General features: G+C 63.7%; 11 protein-coding genes and 1 tRNA gene. 6 read left to right on the forward strand and 6 right to left on the reverse strand.

The window, feature by feature from the left end:
* The first annotated feature begins 397 nt into the window (after positions 1-397).
* Both WCJ41_RS01045 and WCJ41_RS01050 read left to right on the forward strand, forming a co-directional pair.
* Entirely contained in the window at positions 398-5,902 is a 5,505-nt protein-coding gene (locus tag WCJ41_RS01045; RefSeq protein ID WP_336903957.1) for an SdrD B-like domain-containing protein, read from the forward strand.
* Positions 5,899-9,399, forward strand: coding sequence for a TonB-dependent receptor (locus tag WCJ41_RS01050; RefSeq protein ID WP_336903958.1), 3,501 nt, complete (start codon positions 5,899-5,901; stop codon positions 9,397-9,399). Before WCJ41_RS01045 ends, WCJ41_RS01050 begins: the two co-directional genes overlap by 4 nt.
* Here the strand turns inward: WCJ41_RS01050 and WCJ41_RS01055 are convergent.
* Genes WCJ41_RS01055 through WCJ41_RS01070 form a run of 4 tightly spaced genes read right to left on the reverse strand, consistent with a single transcriptional unit; the run spans position 9,396 to position 13,705 of the window.
* Complete coding sequence (locus WCJ41_RS01055) at positions 9,396-10,334, reverse strand: ABC transporter permease (protein ID WP_336903959.1); 939 nt, start codon at positions 10,332-10,334, stop codon at positions 9,396-9,398. The genes WCJ41_RS01050 and WCJ41_RS01055 overlap by 4 nt on opposite strands.
* On the reverse strand, positions 10,331-11,257 hold the full coding sequence (locus WCJ41_RS01060; protein WP_336903960.1) for an ABC transporter permease: 927 nt from the start codon (positions 11,255-11,257) through the stop codon (positions 10,331-10,333). The genes WCJ41_RS01055 and WCJ41_RS01060 overlap by 4 nt, the downstream gene beginning before the upstream one ends.
* Positions 11,254-12,690, reverse strand: a complete 1,437-nt coding sequence (locus tag WCJ41_RS01065) for a sugar ABC transporter ATP-binding protein (protein WP_336903961.1) — start codon at positions 12,688-12,690, stop codon at positions 11,254-11,256. Before WCJ41_RS01065 ends, WCJ41_RS01060 begins: the two co-directional genes overlap by 4 nt.
* Before the next feature lie 4 nt (positions 12,691-12,694).
* Positions 12,695-13,705 carry an ABC transporter substrate-binding protein gene (locus WCJ41_RS01070; RefSeq protein WP_336903962.1) on the reverse strand — a complete coding sequence of 337 codons (1,011 nt, stop codon included), beginning with the start codon at positions 13,703-13,705 and terminating at the stop codon, positions 12,695-12,697.
* Between the two features lie 340 nt (positions 13,706-14,045).
* Here WCJ41_RS01070 and leuA point away from each other — a divergent pair, with 340 nt between their 5' ends.
* Together leuA and WCJ41_RS01080 are read left to right on the forward strand one after the other, a co-directional pair.
* Entirely contained in the window at positions 14,046-15,716 is a 1,671-nt protein-coding gene (gene leuA / locus WCJ41_RS01075; protein WP_336903963.1) for a 2-isopropylmalate synthase, read from the forward strand.
* Positions 15,717-15,790: 74 nt separating this feature from the next.
* Positions 15,791-15,866: transfer RNA gene (locus tag WCJ41_RS01080), tRNA-Lys, on the forward strand.
* 332 nt (positions 15,867-16,198) lie between these two features.
* Here the strand turns inward: WCJ41_RS01080 and WCJ41_RS01085 are convergent.
* Positions 16,199-16,702, reverse strand: coding sequence for a hypothetical protein (locus tag WCJ41_RS01085; protein WP_336903964.1), 504 nt, complete (start codon positions 16,700-16,702; stop codon positions 16,199-16,201).
* Positions 16,703-16,992: 290 nt separating this feature from the next.
* On the reverse strand, positions 16,993-17,919 hold the full coding sequence (locus WCJ41_RS01090; protein ID WP_336903965.1) for a LysR family transcriptional regulator: 927 nt from the start codon (positions 17,917-17,919) through the stop codon (positions 16,993-16,995).
* Positions 17,920-18,012: 93 nt separating this feature from the next.
* Between WCJ41_RS01090 and WCJ41_RS01095 the strand changes: the two genes are divergently transcribed.
* Positions 18,013-19,494, forward strand: coding sequence for a DUF1254 domain-containing protein (locus WCJ41_RS01095; protein WP_336903966.1), 1,482 nt, complete (start codon positions 18,013-18,015; stop codon positions 19,492-19,494).
* Positions 19,495-19,507: 13 nt separating this feature from the next.
* The gene (locus tag WCJ41_RS01100; protein WP_336903967.1) at positions 19,508-20,833 is read left to right on the forward strand and encodes a DUF1254 domain-containing protein; all 1,326 of its coding nucleotides are present in this window, start codon (positions 19,508-19,510) and stop codon (positions 20,831-20,833) included.
* Positions 20,834-20,850 lie beyond the last annotated feature (17 nt).

Raw genomic sequence — 20,850 nt, forward strand, 5'->3', positions numbered from 1 at the left:
TTGGCACTTTATAGACCGGCGCGCTGCCCGCGCCAATCCTCCCGCTGGTAGAGAAAGCAATCTATCGTTGACCATTTTGCCAAAAACATCCAATCTGGAGCGCAAGCAAGAAGGGCCGAATGCGGTCCCGGTTGCGGGGGGCTGAGGCGAAGGCGCCGCTAAGTGCGCAGGGTCTAAGTCATGACAGAACAGGGTTGAGGGACGCCGGCAATTCGCATTGCCCGGCAACAGGAAGGCTTTTCCTCAAGCCAGACGAGGTTTGCGGGACGGCATGCAGGGTTTCACCAGAAAGAGTCATGACGCGGAACGGCGGCGAACAGTGCCGCGGGGCAACCCAACGCCAGCGCGGCCGGATGTCGCGCAGCGCCGGCCTGCGGCGGTTCGGTTGCTTGGCCTGTTGGCACTGCTGTGCGCTTCGCTGGTGCCGCAGGTGCTGTTGGCATCGCCGGCGGCCGCGGCCGACTGGGTTCTGAACCTCGATGACACAGGCTACGACCCCACGGCGGCTGGTGGCACGATCGTCTACAGCATCACGGTGGGCAATGGCTCGCCGGTGGCGGCCAGCGCCAACACCATCACCCTCTCTGTCCCTGCGACCACCTCCTTCACCGGCGGAACCGGAACCATCACCGGCTGCACCCCCGTGCCTGCTGTGGGTGTCGGCACGGTAACCTGCCAGATACCGCCGCTCGCGCCGGGCCAGGAGGCCTCGCTCTCCGCGTCGGTGAAGACTACCGCCGCCGGGCTGATCTACTTCACGGCCGAGGTAATGAGTCCACCGGGCGATCCCGACCTCAACCCCGGCAATAACAAGAAGACAGAACTCACCACCGTGTCCGACGGCGCGGATGTTGAACTCACCATCGCCGGCCCCGCAACGGCCACTGCGGGCAGCATGGCGACCTATGTTTACACGCTCAGCAATCTCGGGCCGGATGCAGCCCGCAATCTGACCCTCACGGTGCCGGCACCGCTGGGCCTCACCAACATCGTCACGCCCGCGGGCTGTGTCCTCGCCAGTGGCAACTACACCTGCACGGTGCCGGGTCCGCTTGCCGCCAACGGCGCGCCGCGCACCTTCTCCTTCACCGGCCAGGCTTTCGTTCCGCCGTCGTCGCAGATCACCATGTCGGGTGCGGTCACCGTTGGCTCGCTTCCTTCCGACCCCGACGACCCGGTGCCCGGCAACAACACCACCTCGCTGAAGACCAATGTGCTCTCCGGCTCCGACCTGGCGCTGACCAAGAGTCGCGCCCCCGCCGGCGTGCTGGTGTTGGGCCAAGACGTGACCTTCACGCTCAACGCCAGCTTCACCGGATCCTCGCCCACCGGCATCAAGGTCGTCGACGAGCTGCCGGTCCAGTATGAATTCGTGAGCGCGACGGCGACGCCCGCCGGGCAGTGGGTGTGCGGCGCGGCGGGCCAGACGGTCACCTGCGACAGGGCCTCGGGGCCTGGCGGATCCGGCAACCAGTCGCTCGGCGCCATCACCATCAGCACCCGCGTGAAGGCCACGGGGCAGGCCACCAACACCGCTACCATATCGGCAACCTCTCCCATCGACCCCCGGCCCGAGAATGACACTGCAACCGACGGCGGCACGCTGATCCAGGCGCCCATCGTCGACCTTGCGGCGCAGAAGGTGGGGCCGCCGCTGGTGGTGCCGGGCAATAGCTACGACTTCAGCATCAGCACGCGGAACACCTCCGCCAACATAGCCTCGGTGCCCTATGTCGGCGAGATCGAGATGGTGGACACGCTGCCGGTAGGGCTGGAGGTCACAGGCTACAGCGCGCTGAACGGCTGGTCCTGCACTCCGCCCGCCTCGGTGGCCTCGCCGGTCAAGAACCCCACCAAGGTCTCCTGCATACGGACCTATACCCAGGCAGCGCCCTTGCAGATCGATGCGGAGACCCCGCCCGTGGTGCTGCGGACCAAGGTGGCGGACACGGTGACGGCGCCGATCAACAACAGGCTCGAGGTGCAGCCGAAGAATCCGATCTACACCGACGGCTATACCCCCAACAACGTCATCGACTTCGGCTCCGGCACGTCTGACTTTGAATTCTCCGCCGACGTGCGCACCACCAAGACGGCGGCTCTCCCCGCCGTCGGGGCGGGCGAAATCCAGACCTTCGCCATCGAGATCAGCAATTCCGGTCCGGTGGTGGCGACGGACTTGGTCGCCTCGGACGACGTCGAGAACCTGATCAACGGCGAAGTTGGCGTCAACGATGGAATTGTAGACGTCAGCTACGTCCCCGCCTCCGCAAGCGGCATGACGTGCAGCACGTTGCCCCTCACCTCGACGTCACGCCGCCTCAGTTGCAGCATTGCAACGCTCCCTGTCTGCACGCCCGGGGTGGACTGTCCCCTGATTACCGTCCAGGTGCGGCCGCGCGGCTGGACGACGGCCGCGACAACACCGGTGACCCGCAGCAACAGGGCGCAGGCCGTGTCGAATCAGGTCGCCGACCCCAACCTCGACAACAACGAGGGCGTCTCCACCTATCAGGTCGAGCCGCGCGCCAATGTGTGGGTTCAAAAGACGGTGAACCCCGCCACGGTGCGGGCGGGTCAGAACATCATCTACACGATCAATGCCCGCACCACGAGCGATAACCGCGGCCCCGCCGAAAACGTGACTGTCACCGACACCTTGCCCGGTGATCTCACCTTCATCTCCGTCACGCCGTCGGCGGGCTCCTGCATCCCGCCCGCCGTCGACCAGGCGCCTCCGGCGGCCGGGTCCGTCACAACTCCGGGCAACAACATCGTGAAGTGCAACCTCGGCACCATCGCCCAGGGCGGCGTGCGCTCGATGACCATCGTGGCGCGGCCGCGCAACGCGACCAGCGGTCAGCCGCCGCTCGTCAACACGGCCGTAGTGAGCACCTCCACCCAGGGCGATGACACCGCCGACAACACGGCCACTGCATCCCTGAGCGTGACCGATCCCTCTCTCGACCTCCTCATCAACAAAACAGACATGCCGGATCCCACGGCTGTGGGCGAGACGACCAAATACACGCTGCGCGCCACCAATCGTGGTCCATCGGCGGCGGAGAACGTGATCGTCACGGACACCATGCCCACCGACGGTCTGCTCTACATTTCCTCCAGCATTGTCGGATCGGGCGGAAGCTGCAGCACCATTCCCGTCACCCGCAGCGTGGCCGGCACGCTGGTCTGTTACTTCGACACGATCTCCGCCGGCCAGACGCGCGAGATCAAGGTGGTGATGGAAGGTCTGAAGCGCGGCCGCTGGACCAATGCCGCGAGCGTCACGTCGGACGAGGTGAAGGCTGGGTTCGATACCCTTCCCGGAAACGAGTCCGTGACCGAGGACACCACGGTGCGGGCGCGCGCTGATGTCGAGGTCGCCTCCAAGGTTCCGTCCAGCCCCAGCGTGGCGCTGCGCGAGCCTTTCACCTTCGCCATCCTCGTGCGCAACAGGACCGGGCCGCAGCTCGCCGAGGCAGAGGGCGTCACGCTGACCGACCCGCTGCCGGCGGGCATGGAAATCGCCGGCACGGTCAGCGCCTCCGTAACCACTGGAACGGCCACCGAGAATGTCTGCCGCGCCGCGGGCAACAGGACGTCCTTCTCCTGCAGCTTCGGCACGCTCAGCAGCGGGGCCGAGGTGCTGGTCACCGTGCCGGTGATCATCACGGCACTCACCAGCGTTCCGCAGACCTTCACCAACGTGGCCACCGTCAGCACCACGTCCTTCGACGAGGACCTCTCGAACAACAGCAATTCGGGCTACGTGGTTGTCGGCAGCGCCGCCTCGCTCACCGGCACCGTGTTCCGGGATTTCAACGGCAACGGCGTGCAGGATCCGGGTGACACGGGGGTTGCCGGGGTGCCGGTGACCATCACCGGCACCACTACCGATGGCGCGCCGGTGAGCCTTACCGCCGCCACGGCCAGCAACGGCAACTATGACTTCAGCTTCCTCCCGGCCGGAACCTATGGCCTCACCCGCGGCCTCGTCAGCGATCCGGCCCTGTCCAACGGGATTGCCAAGCCGGGAACGGCCGGCGGCACCGCGCAGGGGCCGACCGAGATCATAGGGATCACGCTCGCCACCCAGGCAGCTGCGGGCTACGACTTTACCCTGATCCCCAACACCGGCATCGCCATTACCAAGGCGCTGCTCAGCGGCCCGACGGCGAACAGCGACGGCAGCTTCGACGCGGGCTTCCGCCTCACTGTCTCCAACCCTAGCCCGGAGGCTCTGCAGAACATTTCCGTTACCGATGTGCTGGCCGGTGCGCCGCCGCTGTTCGGCACCTTCGCCGCCAGCCCCACGGCACCCGGCACATATGGCATCACCACGGCGCCCAGCGGCACCTGCAGCGGGTTGAACGCCGGCTTCAACGGCAGCAGCGACACGGCGGCCGCGCAGGGCGCGGGCCTTGCCGCGGGAGCCAGCTGCACCATCGACTTCGCCATCCGCGTCATGCCCACCGTGCCACTGCCGCCGGTGGTGAACGGCGGGCGCTACATCAACAAGGCTTCCGCCAGCGGAACCGGCACGCAATCCGGCACGGACGTGAGCGGCGACTCCAATCTCGTGCCGCTGTCACCCAACCTGCCGCAGCTCACCATCGCAAAGGTGATGACCGGATATTCCGACCTCGACAACAGCGGCAGCATCACTCTTGGCGATGTTCTGACCTTCAGGATCACCGCCACCAACGCGGGCAGCGCGACCCTGAATGATGTCGTTGTGAGCGACCCCATGATCAGCCCGGACAGCACCGCCTGCCCAGTGCTGCAACCGGACGAGGCTTGTGTTCTCACCGGCACCTACACGGTCACCATTGCGGATGTGCAAGCGGGATCGGTCGTGAATACGGCCAGCGCCGACAGCTCCGAGACAAACCCGGTGACCGGCCCGCTGACTGCCACAGTGACCACGCCCGTCGTTGCCGTGGTCGACGAGAACACCCTGTCCAAGACCGCGCTCATCAGCACGGCGAAGCGCGGCGAGAAGGTGCCCTACGTCATCGTGGCGCAGAAGGTGCCGTTCAATCCGGCCCGCATCGTCGACGTGATGCCACCCGGCTTTGCCTTCATCGAGGGAAGTGCCGTTGCCAATGGCAGCAAGGTGGCGCCCACAGTCGATGGCCGCCGACTGATATTCGACGGCCTGGTGCCGGACAAGGGGGGCAGCATCAAGCTGGAACTGACGCTGGTCGTTTCCGCGTCGGTCAACCCCGGCACGGCGGTGAACCAGGCGCAACTGGTGAATCCGGCGAGGGGGCAGGTGGTGGCCACTGCCAAGGCGAAGGTCACCATTCTCGCGGAAGCCATATTCGACTGCGGTGACATCATCGGCAAGGTGTTCGACGACAAGAACCGCAATGGCTACCAGGACGAGGGCGAGCCAGGCTTGCCCGCCGTTCGGGTCGCTACCGTGAATGGCCTGCTGGTCACCACCGATCCCGATGGCCGCTTCAACATTCCCTGCGCAGACATTCCGGATGCCGACATCGGCTCCAACTTCATCCTGAAGCTGGACACCCGCACACTGCCCACCGGCTATCACGTGACGACCGAAAACCCGCGCCGCGTTCGCATGACGCGGGGCAAGGTGGTGAAGCTCAACTTCGGCGCCTCGATTTCGCGGCTCGTCAAGCTGGAGCTGAACGGCAAGGTCTTCACGAAGGGCTCGAATGATCTGCTCCCCAAATGGCAGGCCGGGCTGGACAAGCTCATAGCGGCGCTTGCGGCGGAGACGTCCGTTCTCGAAATCACCTATCGCGGCGACGATGCCCTGGCGAAGGCGCGGTTGCGGGCAGTGAAGAACGAGGTCGCGCAGCGCTGGAAGGCGGTGCCTGACCATTATGAGCTCGCCATCGACACGCGACTCGTTGCCGGAGGTGCGCCATGAAGGGGCGGAGGCTCATGGCGGCGTTGTCCGCAATCCTCCTGTGTGGCACATCATTTGCCAGTGCACAGGAAGCCGGCGAGGAATTGTTCTCGATCAGCGTGGACGGTCAGCACGTGGCCGGAACGCCGTCCACGCCAGACCCCAACCGCAAGACGGACAAGGCACTGGAAGCCGCGGACATCCAGGTGAAATACGAGGGCCTCAACGCCAAGCCCTTCCTCAATGCCGCCACCACCTCGTCGCGCCGCTCTTTCGCGGTGGGCGAGGATGTGGAGATCCTCGCATCGAGCAACTACCCGGCCTACATCGTCCGGCAGGAAGTGCGCATCTTCGCCACCGGCAAGCACGCGCCTGCCTCGCCGGTCGCCGTGGTGAACGTGGGCAAGGGCAACCTGGCGCGCTGGACCATGCCCGAGGCCTCCGCCACCGAGGGCTTCGATGACTTCGTCTACGTGCTGCGCGTCTATGACGCGAAGGGCCGGTTCGACGAAACCCGGCCCCTGACGCTGGTGCGCCGCTCGTCACTCGAAACCGCGCCTGACGCGGACGAACCGTCAGCACCCGGCTTCAGCGACGACAACACCTCCTTCCGCAACATCCGGGTGGACGGCGGTGCCGTCACCGTTGCAGGCCGTGACGTGCCTCCGGGGGCCTCCGTCAAGGTTCTGGGCGAGGAGATCCCGGTTGATGGGCAGGGTCGCTTCGTCGTGCAGCGCATCCTGCCGATCGGCGACCATGACGTTGACGTGGCGCTGAAGGCAGGCAAGGACGGAAGCCTTGCTTTTGATCGCAGCATCAATATCCCGTCGACGGAGTGGTTCTACGTTGGCCTCGCGGATTTGACGCTCGGTTCCAAGAGCGGCACCAAGCACATCGAGGACGTGGCGCCGGGCGAATATGACGGCGTCTATGACAAGGGCCGGGTGGCCTTCTACCTGAAGGGCAAGATCAAGGGCTCGTGGCTGCTCACCGCGGCGGCTGACACGGGCGACGGCAGCGTCGAGAACATGCTGACGGGCCTCGACGACACGAACCCGCAGAGCTTCCTCAAGCGCATCGACCCCGAGGATTATTACCCGGTCTATGGCGATGACTCGGTGGCGATCGAGGATGCGCCCACCAGCGGCAAGTTCTATGTGCGCGTGGAGCGCGGTGACAGTCGGGTGGTGTGGGGCAACTTCAAGACAGACATCCGCGGAACAGAGTTCCTGCGCAATGATCGTGCGCTTTATGGCGCCAACGTCGTATTGAAGACGGACAAGATGGTGCCCTCGGGCGAGCGCTCCGGCGAGGTCCACGCCTATGCCGCCCAGCCCGGCACGCTGCCGCAGCGCGACGTGTTCCGCGGTACGGGGGGCTCCGCCTATTTCCTCACCCACCAGGCCGTGACCACCGGCTCGGAAACGCTCTATGTCGAGATCCGGAACCCGGTCACCGGCCGCGTGGTGGACCGCAGGACACTGGTCTTTGGCCGCGACTATTCCATCGACTATGTGCAGGGCGTTGTGCTGCTCAACGAGCCATTGTCGTCTAGCGTCGATGCCGGAAACCTGGTGCGTGACGGGGCGCTGGGCGGCAATGACCAGTATCTCGTGGCGGCCTATGAATTCGTGCCGACAGCGGGGGACGTCGATGGCTATGTCTATGGTGGCCGTGCCCAGCAGTGGGTGGGCGATCACGTGCGCCTCGGCGTGACTGGTGCCCTGGAAAAGACCGGCTCTGCCGACCAGAAGCTGGGCGGCGCCGATGTTCAGGTCTACAAGTCAGAGAAGACCTTCCTCGAAGGCGAAGTCGCCGTGACAGAGGGCCCGGGCTTCGGCTTCTCGGAGTCGATCAACGGCGGCCTGACCATCACCGATCCAGGCATCGTCGGCAATGAAGGCGATCCCGCCATGGCCTATCGCGTGCTGGGCCGGCTTGACCCCGGCGACATCATCCCCGGTGCCAAGGGCGATCTTGAGGCAAGCTTCGCCTACAAGCAGGCGGGTTTCTCAACCTTGGACGAGCAGGTGACGGAAGATCGCTATGAATATGGCCTCAAGGGCGACCTTGAACTCTCCGAGCGCCTGACGCTGAACTTCTATGGTGATCGGCTGGAGAGCGGCGGCGACGTCACCCAGAACCAGGCGGGTGCCGACCTCACCTATCAGCTCGCCAGGGACCTGCTGATCTCCGCCGGGGTTCAACAACTCGATGTCGATAATCCGGACAATGACATCAACGGCACCCGCACCGACACGGCGGTGAAGCTCACCCGCATCCTGAGTGAAACGTCATCCGTCTACGCCTTCGGCCAGGCGACACTGGCGCGCACCGGCAATGTGGACCTCAACAACCGTGGTGGCGTGGGTGGCACGCGCCAGTTGACTGATACGATCGATGGATCGGCGGAAGTCTCCTATGGCGACGGCGGCATTGGGGGCAGGGCGCTGCTAAGCTACCAGCCGGTCGCTGCGGACCGTTATTACATCGGCTATGCGCTGGCCCCCGGCAACTACGTGGCCAATGATCTGCTCTCGGGCAAGCAGGCAGATGATCTGGGTGGCATCATCGCCGGGGTGAAGCATGGCTTCAGCGAACGGCTTTCCGTCTATGCCGAGGACAAGTATAATTTCTGGTCAGACCAGCCGAGCCTGACCCAGGTCTATGGCGTGACCTACACGCCCACGCCGGAGTGGAAGCTGGGCGGCGCCGTCGAGTCTGGCCGGGTCTGGGGCGATACGGCGGACCTCGGCTTTGACGACACCCACTTCAACCGCAACGCCGTCTCGGCCACCGCTGTCTACAACCCCAATGACAAGACGACGGCCTCTGTGAAGGGTGAGGTGCGCTTTGACGACGGCAATTCGGCGGATGGTGGTGACCAGACGGCCTATTACCTCGCAGCGCGCCTCAGCAATGCACTGAACGAGAACTGGCGGATGCTCGCTGCACTCGACGCGGTGGTTTCGGATGCAACGGATTCATCCATCGGCGGCAATTTCGTCGAAGCGTCCATCGGCTATGCCTATCGCCCGGTGCTCAACGATCGCCTCAACGCCCTTGCGAAATACGTCTATGTCTATGACGTGCCTGGGCCAGACCAGGTGAACATCGATGGCGAGATCGGCGGGCCCTCCCAGCAGAGCCATATCTTCAGCGTCGACGCCACCTATGACCTGACGCAGATGGTGTCCATCGGCGGCAAATATGGCCTGCGCATCGGCGAGTGGAAGCCGGAAGATGGTGATGACTGGGAGAACTCCACGGCCCAGCTCGGCGTCGTCCGCGCTGACCTCCATGTGGTCAAGAAATGGGACGTGATGCTGGAAGGCCGCTGCCTGTGGGAGAGCGCTAGCGAGTCTGCCAATTGGGGGGCAGTGGCGGCACTCTACCGCCAGATCAATGACAATTTCGACATTGGCGTGGGATACAACTTCGGCCGCTACTCGGACGACCTTGCGGACCTCAGCGCCAATGATCAGGGCTTCTTCGTCAACGCGATTGGCAAGCTCTAGCGCTGTTCCTCGCCGCCGGCCGCGACAATGACGCCGATGATCATGAGGCCTGTGAGAATGAGGCGAATGCCCGCGCTCGCGCCGAATGTGTTGAGCATGGTGACGAGCAGGTACATGAACAGGGCCGCGCCCCAGATGCCGGGCACATTGGCGCGGCCACCAGCCACCGAAGTTCCGCCGATCACCACCGTGGCGATGGAGGCGAGCAGGAATTCCTCGCCCATGTTCAACGCCGCTCCGCGCGAGAAGCCTGAGAGCAGGATGCCACAAACACCGGCGAGAATGGCACTCAGCACATAGGTAAGGAAACGGGTACGGTCGACGTTGAGGCCAGCGAGCCATGCCGCACGGCTGTTCTGGCCCACTGCCAGCACGCTGCGGCCGTAGACGGTGCGACTCAAGACCAGCGCCATGCCGATTGATACAGCCAGTACGGCAAAGGCCATGATGGGGATGCCAAGGATTTGCATGGTGGCGAATTCGGCCAGCGGCTCCGGCGGCTTGATGCGGATGCCGCGGCCATAGGAGATGGCGGTGGAGAGCACGAGGAAGCTCGACGACAGTGTGGCGATGATGGGAGGGATGCGCAGCAGGCGGATGAGACCGTAGTTGAAAACACCCACCAGACTGGCCGCACCAAGGGCCGCGACGATGCCAATCAGCATGCGGCCGCTGTCCTCGTCCATCACCTTCATCGCGACGACGCCGGACAGGGTTATGGTTGCAGGGATGGAGAGGTCCACGTTGCCGGGACCCGTGGTGATGACCATCATCTGGCCAAGGCCGACGATGATGGTGAATGTGGCAAACGAGAAGGCGGCGGTGAGGATGGCGCCAGCACCTTGCCCACCCGTGTAGGCGATGGTGGCGAGCCACACGGCGATGGCGGCCCCGAAGGAGAACACCCATGGCTGGCGCAAGAGCTTGCCGATCATCGCTTCTGCTCCCCGTAAGAGACCAGAGCCCTGAGCGCCAGCACGATGATGAGGATCGCCCCTTGTGCGCCGATCTGCCAGTCGGGCGAGATCTTGAGGAAGATGAGGAAGGAACCCGCCAGCGCCAGCGTCAAGGCGCCGACGACAGCCCCCAGCGGCGAGACGCGACCACCAATGAACTCGCCGCCGCCCAGGATAACCCCGGCGATGGAGTAGAGCGTGTAGCGATCCGCCACATGGGCATCGCCCGAGGTGGTGAGGCCCAGCAATGCGAGGCCGGAGAGGACGCCGAAGAAACCTGCCAGCATGTACATGACGACCTTTGTCCGCAGCATGGACCAGCCCGCACGGGTGAGCGCCTTGGGATTGCCGCCGGCACCGCGCGCGATGACGCCGTAGGACGAGAGCATGAGGGCCAGGTGCACGACGACACCGATCACGATGGCGGCGATGATGGGGAAGGGCACCCAGGGCGTTTGCACGCCCATCAGGGCCTTCAACCAGACAGGTGCCTTGCCCCCGGGAGAGGGCAGGATCAGCACCGCGATGCCGAGCCACACGAAGGAGAGGCCCAGCGTCACCACGATGGAGGGCAGGTTGCGGATGTGGATCAGCGCACCCACCGCGCCATAGGCGGCGATGAGCACCAGCAGGGCGAGGATGCCAAGCAGCGGATTATCGAGCAGCAGCGTGGCGCCGATGCAGGAGACGAGACCGACGAAGGGGCCGATGGAAAGGTCAAGGTCGTTCACCGTGATGATGAACATCTGCGCGATGGTCGCGAGCGCGATGGGCACCGCGTATTGCAGCATCAGGTTGAGCCCGAAATAGCTCATGGTGCGCGGTTGCACATAGAAGGTGGCGGCCAGCACCACGGCGAGTGTCAGGAAGGGCAGGGCCTGCCGCAGGAAACGCCGGTTCATGCCGCATGCTCCGCGAAGGACGCCTGCAGCACTTTCTCTTCCGTCAGTTCATCGGAACCCAGCGCTGCGACAATGGCGCCATTGCGGAACACATAGGCGCGGTCGCAATGGGTCAGTTCCTCGATCTCGGTGGTGTACCAGATGAAGGTGCGGCCCTTTTCGGCTTCCGCACCGATCATCGCATAGACTTCCTGCTTGGTGCCGATGTCCACGCCGCGCATGGGGTCATCCATCAGGATGATGGCCGCGTCGGAGGCAAGTGCGCGGGCGAACAGCGCCTTCTGCTGATTGCCGCCCGACAGCGTGAGGATGTTGTTGTTCACGTCTGGCGTGCGGATGGCCATCCGCTGCTTCCAGTCCTCTGCAAGCCTTTGCTCGGCCGCCAGGTCGATCAAGCCGCCCTTGCGGAGAGCCGCAAGCGAGCGCGTGGTGATGTTGCGGCCGATGGACCAGAGATTGAACACGCCGTCCGACTGCCGGTCGCCGGCGATGAAGGAGAGTGCGCCCTTCACCTCTGCCTGGCGGCGCTCATAAATCTGCAGCAGCATGCGGGTCTGGCCGTGTCCGGCGAGACCTGTGAGGCCGATGATCTCGCCCTTGCGGGCTTCGAGCGAGGCACTCCCGCCGCTGCGCGGCTGGGCGCGGACCATCACCTCGGCGGTGGAATTCTTGGCTACGCCGCGCGTGTGCTCGCGCGCTTCGGAGCCCATGGCGGCCACCAGCGAATTGCGGGTGAAGTCGGCGGCCTTGCGGTCGGCCACGGTCTTGCCGTCCTTCATCACCAAGATGCGATCGGCGGTAGTCAGGATCTCGCCCAGGAGATGCGAGATGAGGATGATGGCGGTGCCGCGCGCCGTCTCCTTCTTCACGTAGGCGAGCAGTTGCTGCGCGGTGACAGCATCGAGCGAGGAGGTCGGCTCGTCGAGGATGACGAGGCGCAGCCTGCCGTCGGTCAACGTGAAGGCACGCGCGATTTCCGCCATCTGGCGCTGGCCGATGGCGAGACCTGCGATCTCGTCGTCGGGCGAGATCCCGTGATTGGGGAAGATTTCGTCAAGCTTCTGGCGGATCAGTGCATGGGCGCGGCCCTTCCAGCCGAAGCCTTTCAGCGACCGGTGCACGATGCGCACGTTTTCCGCCACCGTCAGGTTGGGGCAGAGCGAGAGTTCCTGGAACACGCAGCGCACGCCCTCGGCTTGCGCTGCGGCCGCCGTCCACAGCCGGTCATAGGGTTTGCCGGCAATCGAAAGCGTTCCGGCGGAAGGTGTCAGGTTGCCGCTCAGCACATGCATGAGGGTGGATTTGCCCGCACCATTGTGGCCGACAAGCCCAAGGCATTCGCCGGTGGCGACCGTGAGGTCAACACCGGCCAAGGCGCGGACGGCGCCGAATGATTTTTCGACGCCGTCCAGTCTGATTGCTTGCTCGGACAAGCGCTTACTTGCCTGAGATCACCTTCTGGGCGTCTTCGAGCGAATACTCGACGTTGGCGACACCGCCCTTTTCGGTGGTGGCGAGGTTGGCCTCGAGATTGTCCTGGTCGATGCGCAGGAACGGCACCGTCAGGTCCTTCGGCACTTCCTTGCCGTCGAGGATCTGCTGGGCGACCCAGAAGGCCAGCGTGGACACGCCCGGCGCGATCGAGACGGACATGGTCTCGTAGCCGTTCTTGTCCTTCTGTTCCTTCCACCACTGCAGCTCATCCTGGCGGTTGCCCATGATGATGGTGGGGGTGGGGCGGCCGGCAGCGGCGAAGGCCTGTGCGGCGCCATAGCCGTCACCACCCTGCGTCACCACGGCCTTGATCTCCGGCAGCGACGGCAGGATGCCGGCAACGGCCTTCTGCGCCACTTCCTGCGCCCAGTCGCCGTGCACGGAGCCGACGACCTTGAACTGCGGGTTCTTGGCCACTTCGCTGTTGATGCCCTTGGAGATGGCGTCATCGACGAACACGCCGGCGAGGCCGCGGATCTCAAGCAGGTTGCCTCCGTCCGGCATCTTCTTGGCAAGGTATTCGACTTCCGAAGCGCCCATCTTTTCGAAATCGACGGCGATGCGCCAGGCGCAGGGCTCGGTCACGATGCCGTCGAAGGAGACAACCGTGATACCGGCGTCGCAGGCCTGCTTGACCACGCCGTTCAGCGCGTCCGGCGAGGCGGCGTTGATGACGATGGCATTGTAGCCCTGCAGGATCAGGTTCTGGATCTGGGCGGCCTGTTCCGTCACCTGGTTTTCCGATGTGGTGAAGGGATCGGCTGCGGCGACGACACCGTCGGCGACGGCCTGCTTCGTCACCTTGTCCCAGCTCTTCAGCATGGCCTGGCGCCAGGAGTTGCCGGCGTAGTTGTTGGACAGCGCGATCTTCTTGTCCTTGGTGTCGGCCATGGCCGGCCCGGCCGCCATCAGGGCGGCAAGCGCGATGGTGCAGGCGAGTGTCTTCTTGAGCATGTCTGGGTCCTCCCGTGACCGGTTTGGAGCCCTCTGGTTCGGAGCTCATGCCAACATGCTAACATATCAGTTGCGGAGGGCAATGCCGGGCGGGCATGCCAGATGCCCAAAAGACGCGAAATCGGCGCGGGTTGCACCTTTCTGCATCCTGCATTATAGGTTTCGGCCATGTCCAACGCGCGGAACATTCTGTTCAGTCCAGCAGCCCTGCCGCTGCCGCTTGCGCTTGGCCGCCTCCTTCTTAGCTGCCCCTGAGGGCCGGCCGGGCATCTGCCCTGGCTCTCCGGGGGTCTCGCACCGACAAACCAGCTAAGCCAGGCATTTCCGAAAGAACCCTCCCATGATGATTTCCCCCCGCGAGAAGTACCGCCCGTTTCCGCAGGTCCAGTTGACCGACCGGCAATGGCCGAACAGGACCATCACAGAGCCGCCGATCTGGTGCTCGGTCGATCTCCGTGACGGCAACCAGTCGCTCATCGAGCCGATGGGCCTCGACCGCAAGATGCGGATGTTCGACGCGCTGTTGAAGATGGGCTTCAAGGAGATCGAGGTGGGCTTCCCCTCGGCCTCACAGACCGACTTCGACTTCGTGCGCTACCTGATCGAGGGCAACCGGATCCCCGACGGCGTCACCATCCAGGTGCTCACGCAGTCGCGCGAGGAGCTGATCCGCCGCACCTTCGAGAGCCTGAAGGGTGTGAAGAGCGCCATCGTGCATCTCTACAACTCGACCTCCGAATTGCAGCGCCGCGTCGTCTTCAAGCTCGACAAGGCAGGGATCATCGACATCGCCGTGAAGGGTGCGACCCTCATCCGCAAGCTCGAGCGCGAATATGGCCTCGAGGGCGTGACCCGCCATGAATACTCGCCCGAGAGCTTCACCGGCACCGAGCTCGAATTCGCCAAGGAAATCTGCGAGGCGGTGATCGATGCCTATGAGCCGACGCCCAGTAAGAAGCTCATCCTCAACCTGCCGGCCACGGTTGAGATGTGCACCCCCAACGTCCACGCCGACCAGATCGAGTGGTTCTGCCGCAACATCAAGAAGCGCGACGCGCTGCTGATCTCGCTGCACCCGCACAATGACCGCGGCTGCGCTGTTGCGGCGACCGAGCTCGGCCTGCTGGCGGGTGCGGACCGCGTGGAAGGCACGCTATTCGGCAATGGCGAGCGCACCGGCAACGTCGATCTCGTCACGCTGGCCATGAACCTCTATAGTCAGGGCGTTGACCCCGGCCTCGACTGCTCGAACATCAACGAGCTCGTGCGCATGGCGGAGTACTGCAACCAGCTGCCCATTCACCCGCGTCATCCTTACGCGGGTGAGCTCGTCTTCACTGCCTTCTCGGGCTCGCACCAGGATGCGATCAACAAGGGCTTCAAGGCCATGGCGGCGTCGAACTCGCCGCTGTGGGAAGTTCCCTATCTCCCCATCGACCCGATGGACCTTGGCCGCTCCTACGAGGCGGTGATCCGCATCAACTCGCAGTCGGGCAAGGGCGGCATCGCCTACATTCTCGAGAAGGAACATGGCATCGAGCTGCCGCGCCGCCTGCAGATCGAGTTCTCGAAGGTCGTCCAGGCCATCGCCGACGGCGAGGGGGTGGAGCTTGCGGCCGACAGGCTGTGGGGCGCCTTCCAGTTGGAGTACCTCGAAGGCAACGGTCGCTACGGCTTCGTGTCGCATTCCGCGAGTGCGGACCAGGCCGAACAGGACGTGGTCGCCAAGATCACGGTGGACGGCAACCTCAAGACCATCCTCGGCCATGGCAATGGACCGGTCGATGGCTTTGTCGACGCCATCCGCAGGGAATCGGGCCTCAACTTTGATGTTGCCGATTACCGCGAGCACGCCATCGGCATGGGCGCCAATGCGGCGGCCATCGCATATGTGGAACTCCGGCTGCCTGACGGCTCCAGCCTGTTCGGCGTGGGCATCGACAAGAACATCGTCGTCGCCTCGCTCAAGGCGGTGATTTCGGGTGTCAACAGGGCACTAAAAAAGCACTAGACGGGGGGCGGCGGGCGATGTACTAACCCGCCGTCGGCTCCGGACTTCTCGGGGCCGTACGTCCTTCAAAGGGCGGGCGATTAGCTCAGGTGGTAGAGCAGCTGACTCTTAATCAGCGGGTCGTAGGTTCGAGTCCTACATCGCCCACCAAGGATACCAAAGGGTTACGGTTAGATTGGTGACGCGGTAGAGTAGCTACCGAACAATCAAGCATCAGATAGGCATCAGATCGGAAGCCCAAGCGCCGGATCAGTTGCTGCTGATGATCAGGTTACGAGCATTATCGACCAGATCTAGCCCCGCGGCTGCTCTAACGCGATCTCCGCCAAGCAGTCCGACACCCGGCGGCTCACCTTGCCGATCCGTCGAATTCTCCAGCCGATCCGGCTGGCGGGATCGAACGCCCAGCAGACCCCCCGGGGGAGTGGTCCACGCTGAGCCGCAAATGCCGAAGCCAGGGGGCGCGGGAATTTTTTGATTTTTCACCGAGAAGTGCAGGTCACGTTGCCGGTGAGAACTGGATCACGTCTGCAATCTGTTGTGATTGGCCTTGGCGCTGGAGGTATCATGTAGGGCTCAATCTTTGGGAATGGCTGCACGGCAACCGGATTATACTGCGGAGGGCCTCGCGCAATAATTGCCCCCGCAATCGCAGCTTGATTGGCGGCTGCGGCCTGCTGGGCCGCTGCCTGACGAGCTAGCGCTGCTTGTTCTGCCTCCTCCCGCTTCTGATGGAGGTTCTCGCGGCACTTCGCATAATCGGTCGTGCCAGACTTGTAGCCAAACTCGATGCACTGGGCGCTGTCTTGCGCCGCCTGCGCCTTCTTCTTCTCCTGCTGCCCCTTCTTGGATGCCGCTTGCCATTGTGCGATCTGCTCGGCAGTCGGTCCCGGCCCTGATGGAGCAGCGCCAAAGTCGCTATCCATGCCCGCGCATCCGCATATGAGGATAGCCACTGACGTCAGGATCAGATAACCGCGCAACATGCAGTTAACCTCCGCCGCCGCTGCTTAGCTTTTCACACCACATTGCTAATCCCCTAAGAACCCAGCCAACACCCAACCTGCGATTGTTCAGGCAAACGTCGATGCGAGGCTGATCACCGACAAGTACCAGCTTGCTGATGATGTTCAGGCCGAGTTTCCTGACATTCCCCGCGAAACACTGGTGGAGCTTATCGAGAGCGCGATCGCGACGATTGGCGGCAGCGTTGCTTGAGTGATTGCGGCAGGGTGACCCAGCAATTCAATTGTAACTCACCCGCCATCGCAGAGGGTCAGCCCTTGCGGTGCCGGAAGTATTTTCGCTCGGCGGTTCTGGCGACGTTCCGGAAGGCCAGCGCGGCTGGGGAAAGCGGCTTGTTGCGGCGGTACATGATGCCCTGGGTGGCGCGCAGCCATGGTGGATGAAACGGCAGTTCCAGGACTTGTCCTGACTTCAATTGTTCGGCGTAGTATTCGGGCCAGAGCATGCAGAAGGCATTGGATTGGGAGACCACGTCGATCATCGACCGGGGCGTCGCGCACTCGATGACGGGAATGAAGAACTGTCCGTCTGCGGACAATGAGCCCATTGCGCAGGCGGGCGGAAGCAGCTGTGCAATGCGGCCCGGCACACGCGGTCCTGCCAGCGGGAAGCGGGCGATCTCCTCAAGGGTGACCTCATTGCGCCCCGCGAGCTGGTGCCCGGCCCGGACGATGATGCTGCCTTCGCGTTCGGGGAAGGGCTCCTTGACGAGATCCGGGTTCTTGTTGGCCTCGCTCAACTCGCCGATGGCGAGGTCGAATTCGCCGCTGTGAACGGCGTCGGACAGCGTCCACCAGTCAAGCTCGCGCAGGCTGATGGAAATGGTTCCATCGGATGCCTTCATTGCGGTAACGGCGGAGGCCGCCCAGGACTGCGAGATGAAGGCGCCAACCGCGATCTTCAGCGTCTCGGATGAACCGCCGCGCAGCGCCTCGATCTTGCCATGGAATGCCGCCTCGGCCTTGACAAGTAAGGCGGCTTCCTTGAGCGCCCGGCTTCCGTCCGGCGTGAGTGTGACGCCATGGGGGCTTCGCTCGAACAGCGAGAAGCCGAGCTCCTTCTCGAGCGACTTGATGGTTCGCGTGAGATGCGGCTGGCTCATCTCCAGGCGCTGTGCTGCGCGATGGAAGTTCAGTGTTTCGGCCAGAACCAGCGCGGACTTCAGGCGGTCGATCATGATGTTGTCCGATACCAATTCGGTATGGGCAGACTAGTGTATTGGTATCGCCGGTTCAAGTAAGCGTTGTGGAGCAGCAGGGGATGGCAGCACATGAACATGATCCGGCATGTCCAGAAGACGGCACTGCTCGCGGCAGTCGTGGCAACCTTGTGGTCCAGTGGCCTGCCGCCTGCGCTCTCTGCCGAGGTGCAAACCGTGCCGACGAAGCTTGGCGATCTCACGCTGGAAAACGGCTATCCGAGCCGCGAAACGGCCGACCGCCTCTATGACGAGATGGACTTCCAGCGCGCCACGCAGGCCTATCTCTGGGCGCTTCCGGCGGTGGGCTACAAGGCGCTCTATGATGCGCAGGCCAAGACGCTGGGTGCCGGCAACGGCGACATCATGTTCTACCGGAGCCTCGCCGACAAGGCTGGCATGCTGACCCCCAACATCACCACGCTCTATGCCTTCAGCTTCTGGGACCTCGCAAAGCAGGGACCGATGGTGGTGGATGTGCCGGAAGGCCTTACTGCGGGCGGCGTGATGGACATCTGGCAGCAGCCGATCACCGACATGGGCCAGACGGGGCCCGACAAGGGTAAGGGCGGTAAGTACCTGATCCTGCCGCCGGGCAGTCCCGACATCGATGCGCCAGGCTATCTGGTGTTTCGGGCGCCTTCCAACCAGGTGTGGTTCGGCACGCGCGGGCTCGACCCGGACAAGGCCGTGGCCGAAGCGACGCTGCGCAAGTTCAGCATCTATGGTTGGGACCAGCGCGACAAGCCTGAGCCGACGAAGTTTGCAGAAGTCGGCGGCCGTCCCTGGCAGTCCGCCCAGCCGGACACGCTGGAATACTGGAAGCTCCTCGCCGAACTCTATGCCGACGAACCGGTGGCACCGCGTGACCGGATGATGTTCGGCATGCTGGCGCCGCTTGGTATCACGCCAGGCAAGCCCTTCAACCCCGATGCGCGGCAGGCAAAGATCCTCACCGAGGCCGCCAAGGTTGGCGAGTTGATGGCGCGCACCATTGCTTATGACAAGCGCTACCAAGGCGCCACGGTCTATCCCGGCAAGCAATGGGAATATGCGGTGCTGTTTGATCTCGATCAGGAGAATCCCGAAAAAACCCGTGTGCAGTTCGATGAGCGCGCATCATGGTTCTATGAGGCGATCGGCATGTCGGCCGGCATGCAGGGCCGCATCCTCGGCTTCGGGCAGGTCTATCTCGAGACATCGAAGGACAAGGACGGCAACTGGCTGGACGGCGGCAAGACCTACAAGCTGCATGTCGAGCCTAACCCGCCGGTCAAGCAGTTCTGGTCCATCACCCTCTATGACAACGTGACACGCGGTCCGCTGATGACCGACCAGGGTGCGGCCGACTTAAGTTCTCGCAAGCCGGACCTGGCGACCAATTCCGATGGCTCCGTCGACGTCTTCTTCGGGCCGGAGCGCCCGGCCAATGCCACGAACTGGATCAAGACCAACGCGGGCAAGGGCTGGTTTCCCTACTTCCGCTTCTATGCGGCAACTGAGCCTTACTTCGACAAGAGCTGGCAGCTCAACGACATCGAACGCGTGAAGTGAGGCGAGACAGACCATGACCAACGGCACCGTTCGAATCCCCGCTGATGACGCCCGCGCCATAGCGCAAGAGGCTTGGGGCTATGCCTATGCACCGCTTCAGTGCTATCAGACGATGTATAACCAGACGCAGAACAAGGCGTTTGGCGGCTATGTCGGCGGGTTCAACAAGTTCCGCCACTATGCGCGCTCGTCCACGCCAGCCGACTCGGACATCGTGACGCCCAACAATGACACGCCCTATTCCTGGGCATGGCTCGATCTTCGCGCCGAGCCGATGGTGCTGTCGCTGCCGGTCGTGGCCGCCCCGCGCTATTATGTGAACCAGTGGTTCGATCTCTACACGCATAACTTCGCCTATACGGGCGTGCGCGCCACGGGGCGCGAGGCCGGCACCTATCTGTTCGTGGGTCCTCGTTGGATGGGCGACATCCCGAAGGGGTTCGGCAAGGTTATTTATGCCGAGACCGACTTCGTTGGCACATTGACCCGCACGCAGCTGCTGGGGCCGGACGACGTGGATGCCATGAAATCCGTGCAGGACGCCTATAAGCTGATGCCGCTGTCGCAGTTTGTCGGCAAGCCCGCACCCGCTCCGGCACCCGCCGTCGTGTGGCCAGTGTGGGATGCGGCGAGAGCCGAAGGCCTGGACTTCATCGTCTATCTGAATGTGCTGCTGGACTTCATGCCGGTGCAAGCATCGGAGCAGGAGATGTTCGCGCGCTTTGCCCGCATCGGCATCGGCCCTGGCCGCGCCTTCGAAGCCGCGGCGCTCGCGCCGGAAATCAGAGACGCGATGGAAAAGGGTATCGCCGAAGCCGCAAAGGCCCTGAAGGAGGGTGCGCTCCAGCAAAAGGACTCGCGCGCCCTGTTCGGCACGCGGACGGAATTGGGGGATGGCTACATCACCAAGCGCAATTATGGCGCCATGCTGGGCATCTATGGCAACACCAAGGAAGAGGCCGTCTACGGCAGCCAGCAGACGGATGGCGAGGGCAATGTGCTGGATGGCAACCGCCACTGGGTGCTGCGCTTCGAACCAGGCCAGCTGCCGCCTGTCACCGAGTTCTGGTCCATCACCATGTACAACCTGCCGCAGCGCTTGCTGGTCGACAATGCGCTCAACCGTTATTCGATCGGCAGCCGCACGGAAGGCCTCAAGCAGGCAGCGGACGGCTCGCTTGAAATCTACATGCAGGCCGACAATCCGGGGCCTGACAAGGAATCGAATTGGCTGCCCGCGCCCCGCGGACCCTTTTTCTTCGTGGGCAGATTCTATGGGCCGAAACCGGAAGCACTGGACGGTCGCTGGACGCTGCCACCACTTACCGAAGGAAAGTGATCCTTGGCGATGAAAGC

The organism is Aestuariivirga sp., assembly GCF_037139295.1.
GTDB lineage: Bacteria > Pseudomonadota > Alphaproteobacteria > Rhizobiales > Aestuariivirgaceae > Aestuariivirga.

Bases quoted from the DNA above. Each gene is read 5' to 3' on its own strand.
- WCJ41_RS01050 (WP_336903958.1), top strand. From the start codon at position 5,899: ATGAAGGGGCGGAGGCTCATGGCGGCGTTGTCCGCAATCCTCCTGTGT.
- WCJ41_RS01055 (WP_336903959.1), bottom strand. From the start codon at position 10,334: ATGATCGGCAAGCTCTTGCGCCAGCCATGGGTGTTCTCCTTCGGGGCC.
- WCJ41_RS01060 (WP_336903960.1), bottom strand. From the start codon at position 11,257: ATGAACCGGCGTTTCCTGCGGCAGGCCCTGCCCTTCCTGACACTCGCC.
- WCJ41_RS01070 (WP_336903962.1), bottom strand. From the start codon at position 13,705: ATGCTCAAGAAGACACTCGCCTGCACCATCGCGCTTGCCGCCCTGATG.
- leuA (WP_336903963.1), top strand. From the start codon at position 14,046: ATGATGATTTCCCCCCGCGAGAAGTACCGCCCGTTTCCGCAGGTCCAG.
- WCJ41_RS01085 (WP_336903964.1), bottom strand. From the start codon at position 16,702: ATGTTGCGCGGTTATCTGATCCTGACGTCAGTGGCTATCCTCATATGC.
- WCJ41_RS01090 (WP_336903965.1), bottom strand. From the start codon at position 17,919: ATGATCGACCGCCTGAAGTCCGCGCTGGTTCTGGCCGAAACACTGAAC.
- WCJ41_RS01095 (WP_336903966.1), top strand. From the start codon at position 18,013: ATGAACATGATCCGGCATGTCCAGAAGACGGCACTGCTCGCGGCAGTC.
- WCJ41_RS01100 (WP_336903967.1), top strand. From the start codon at position 19,508: ATGACCAACGGCACCGTTCGAATCCCCGCTGATGACGCCCGCGCCATA.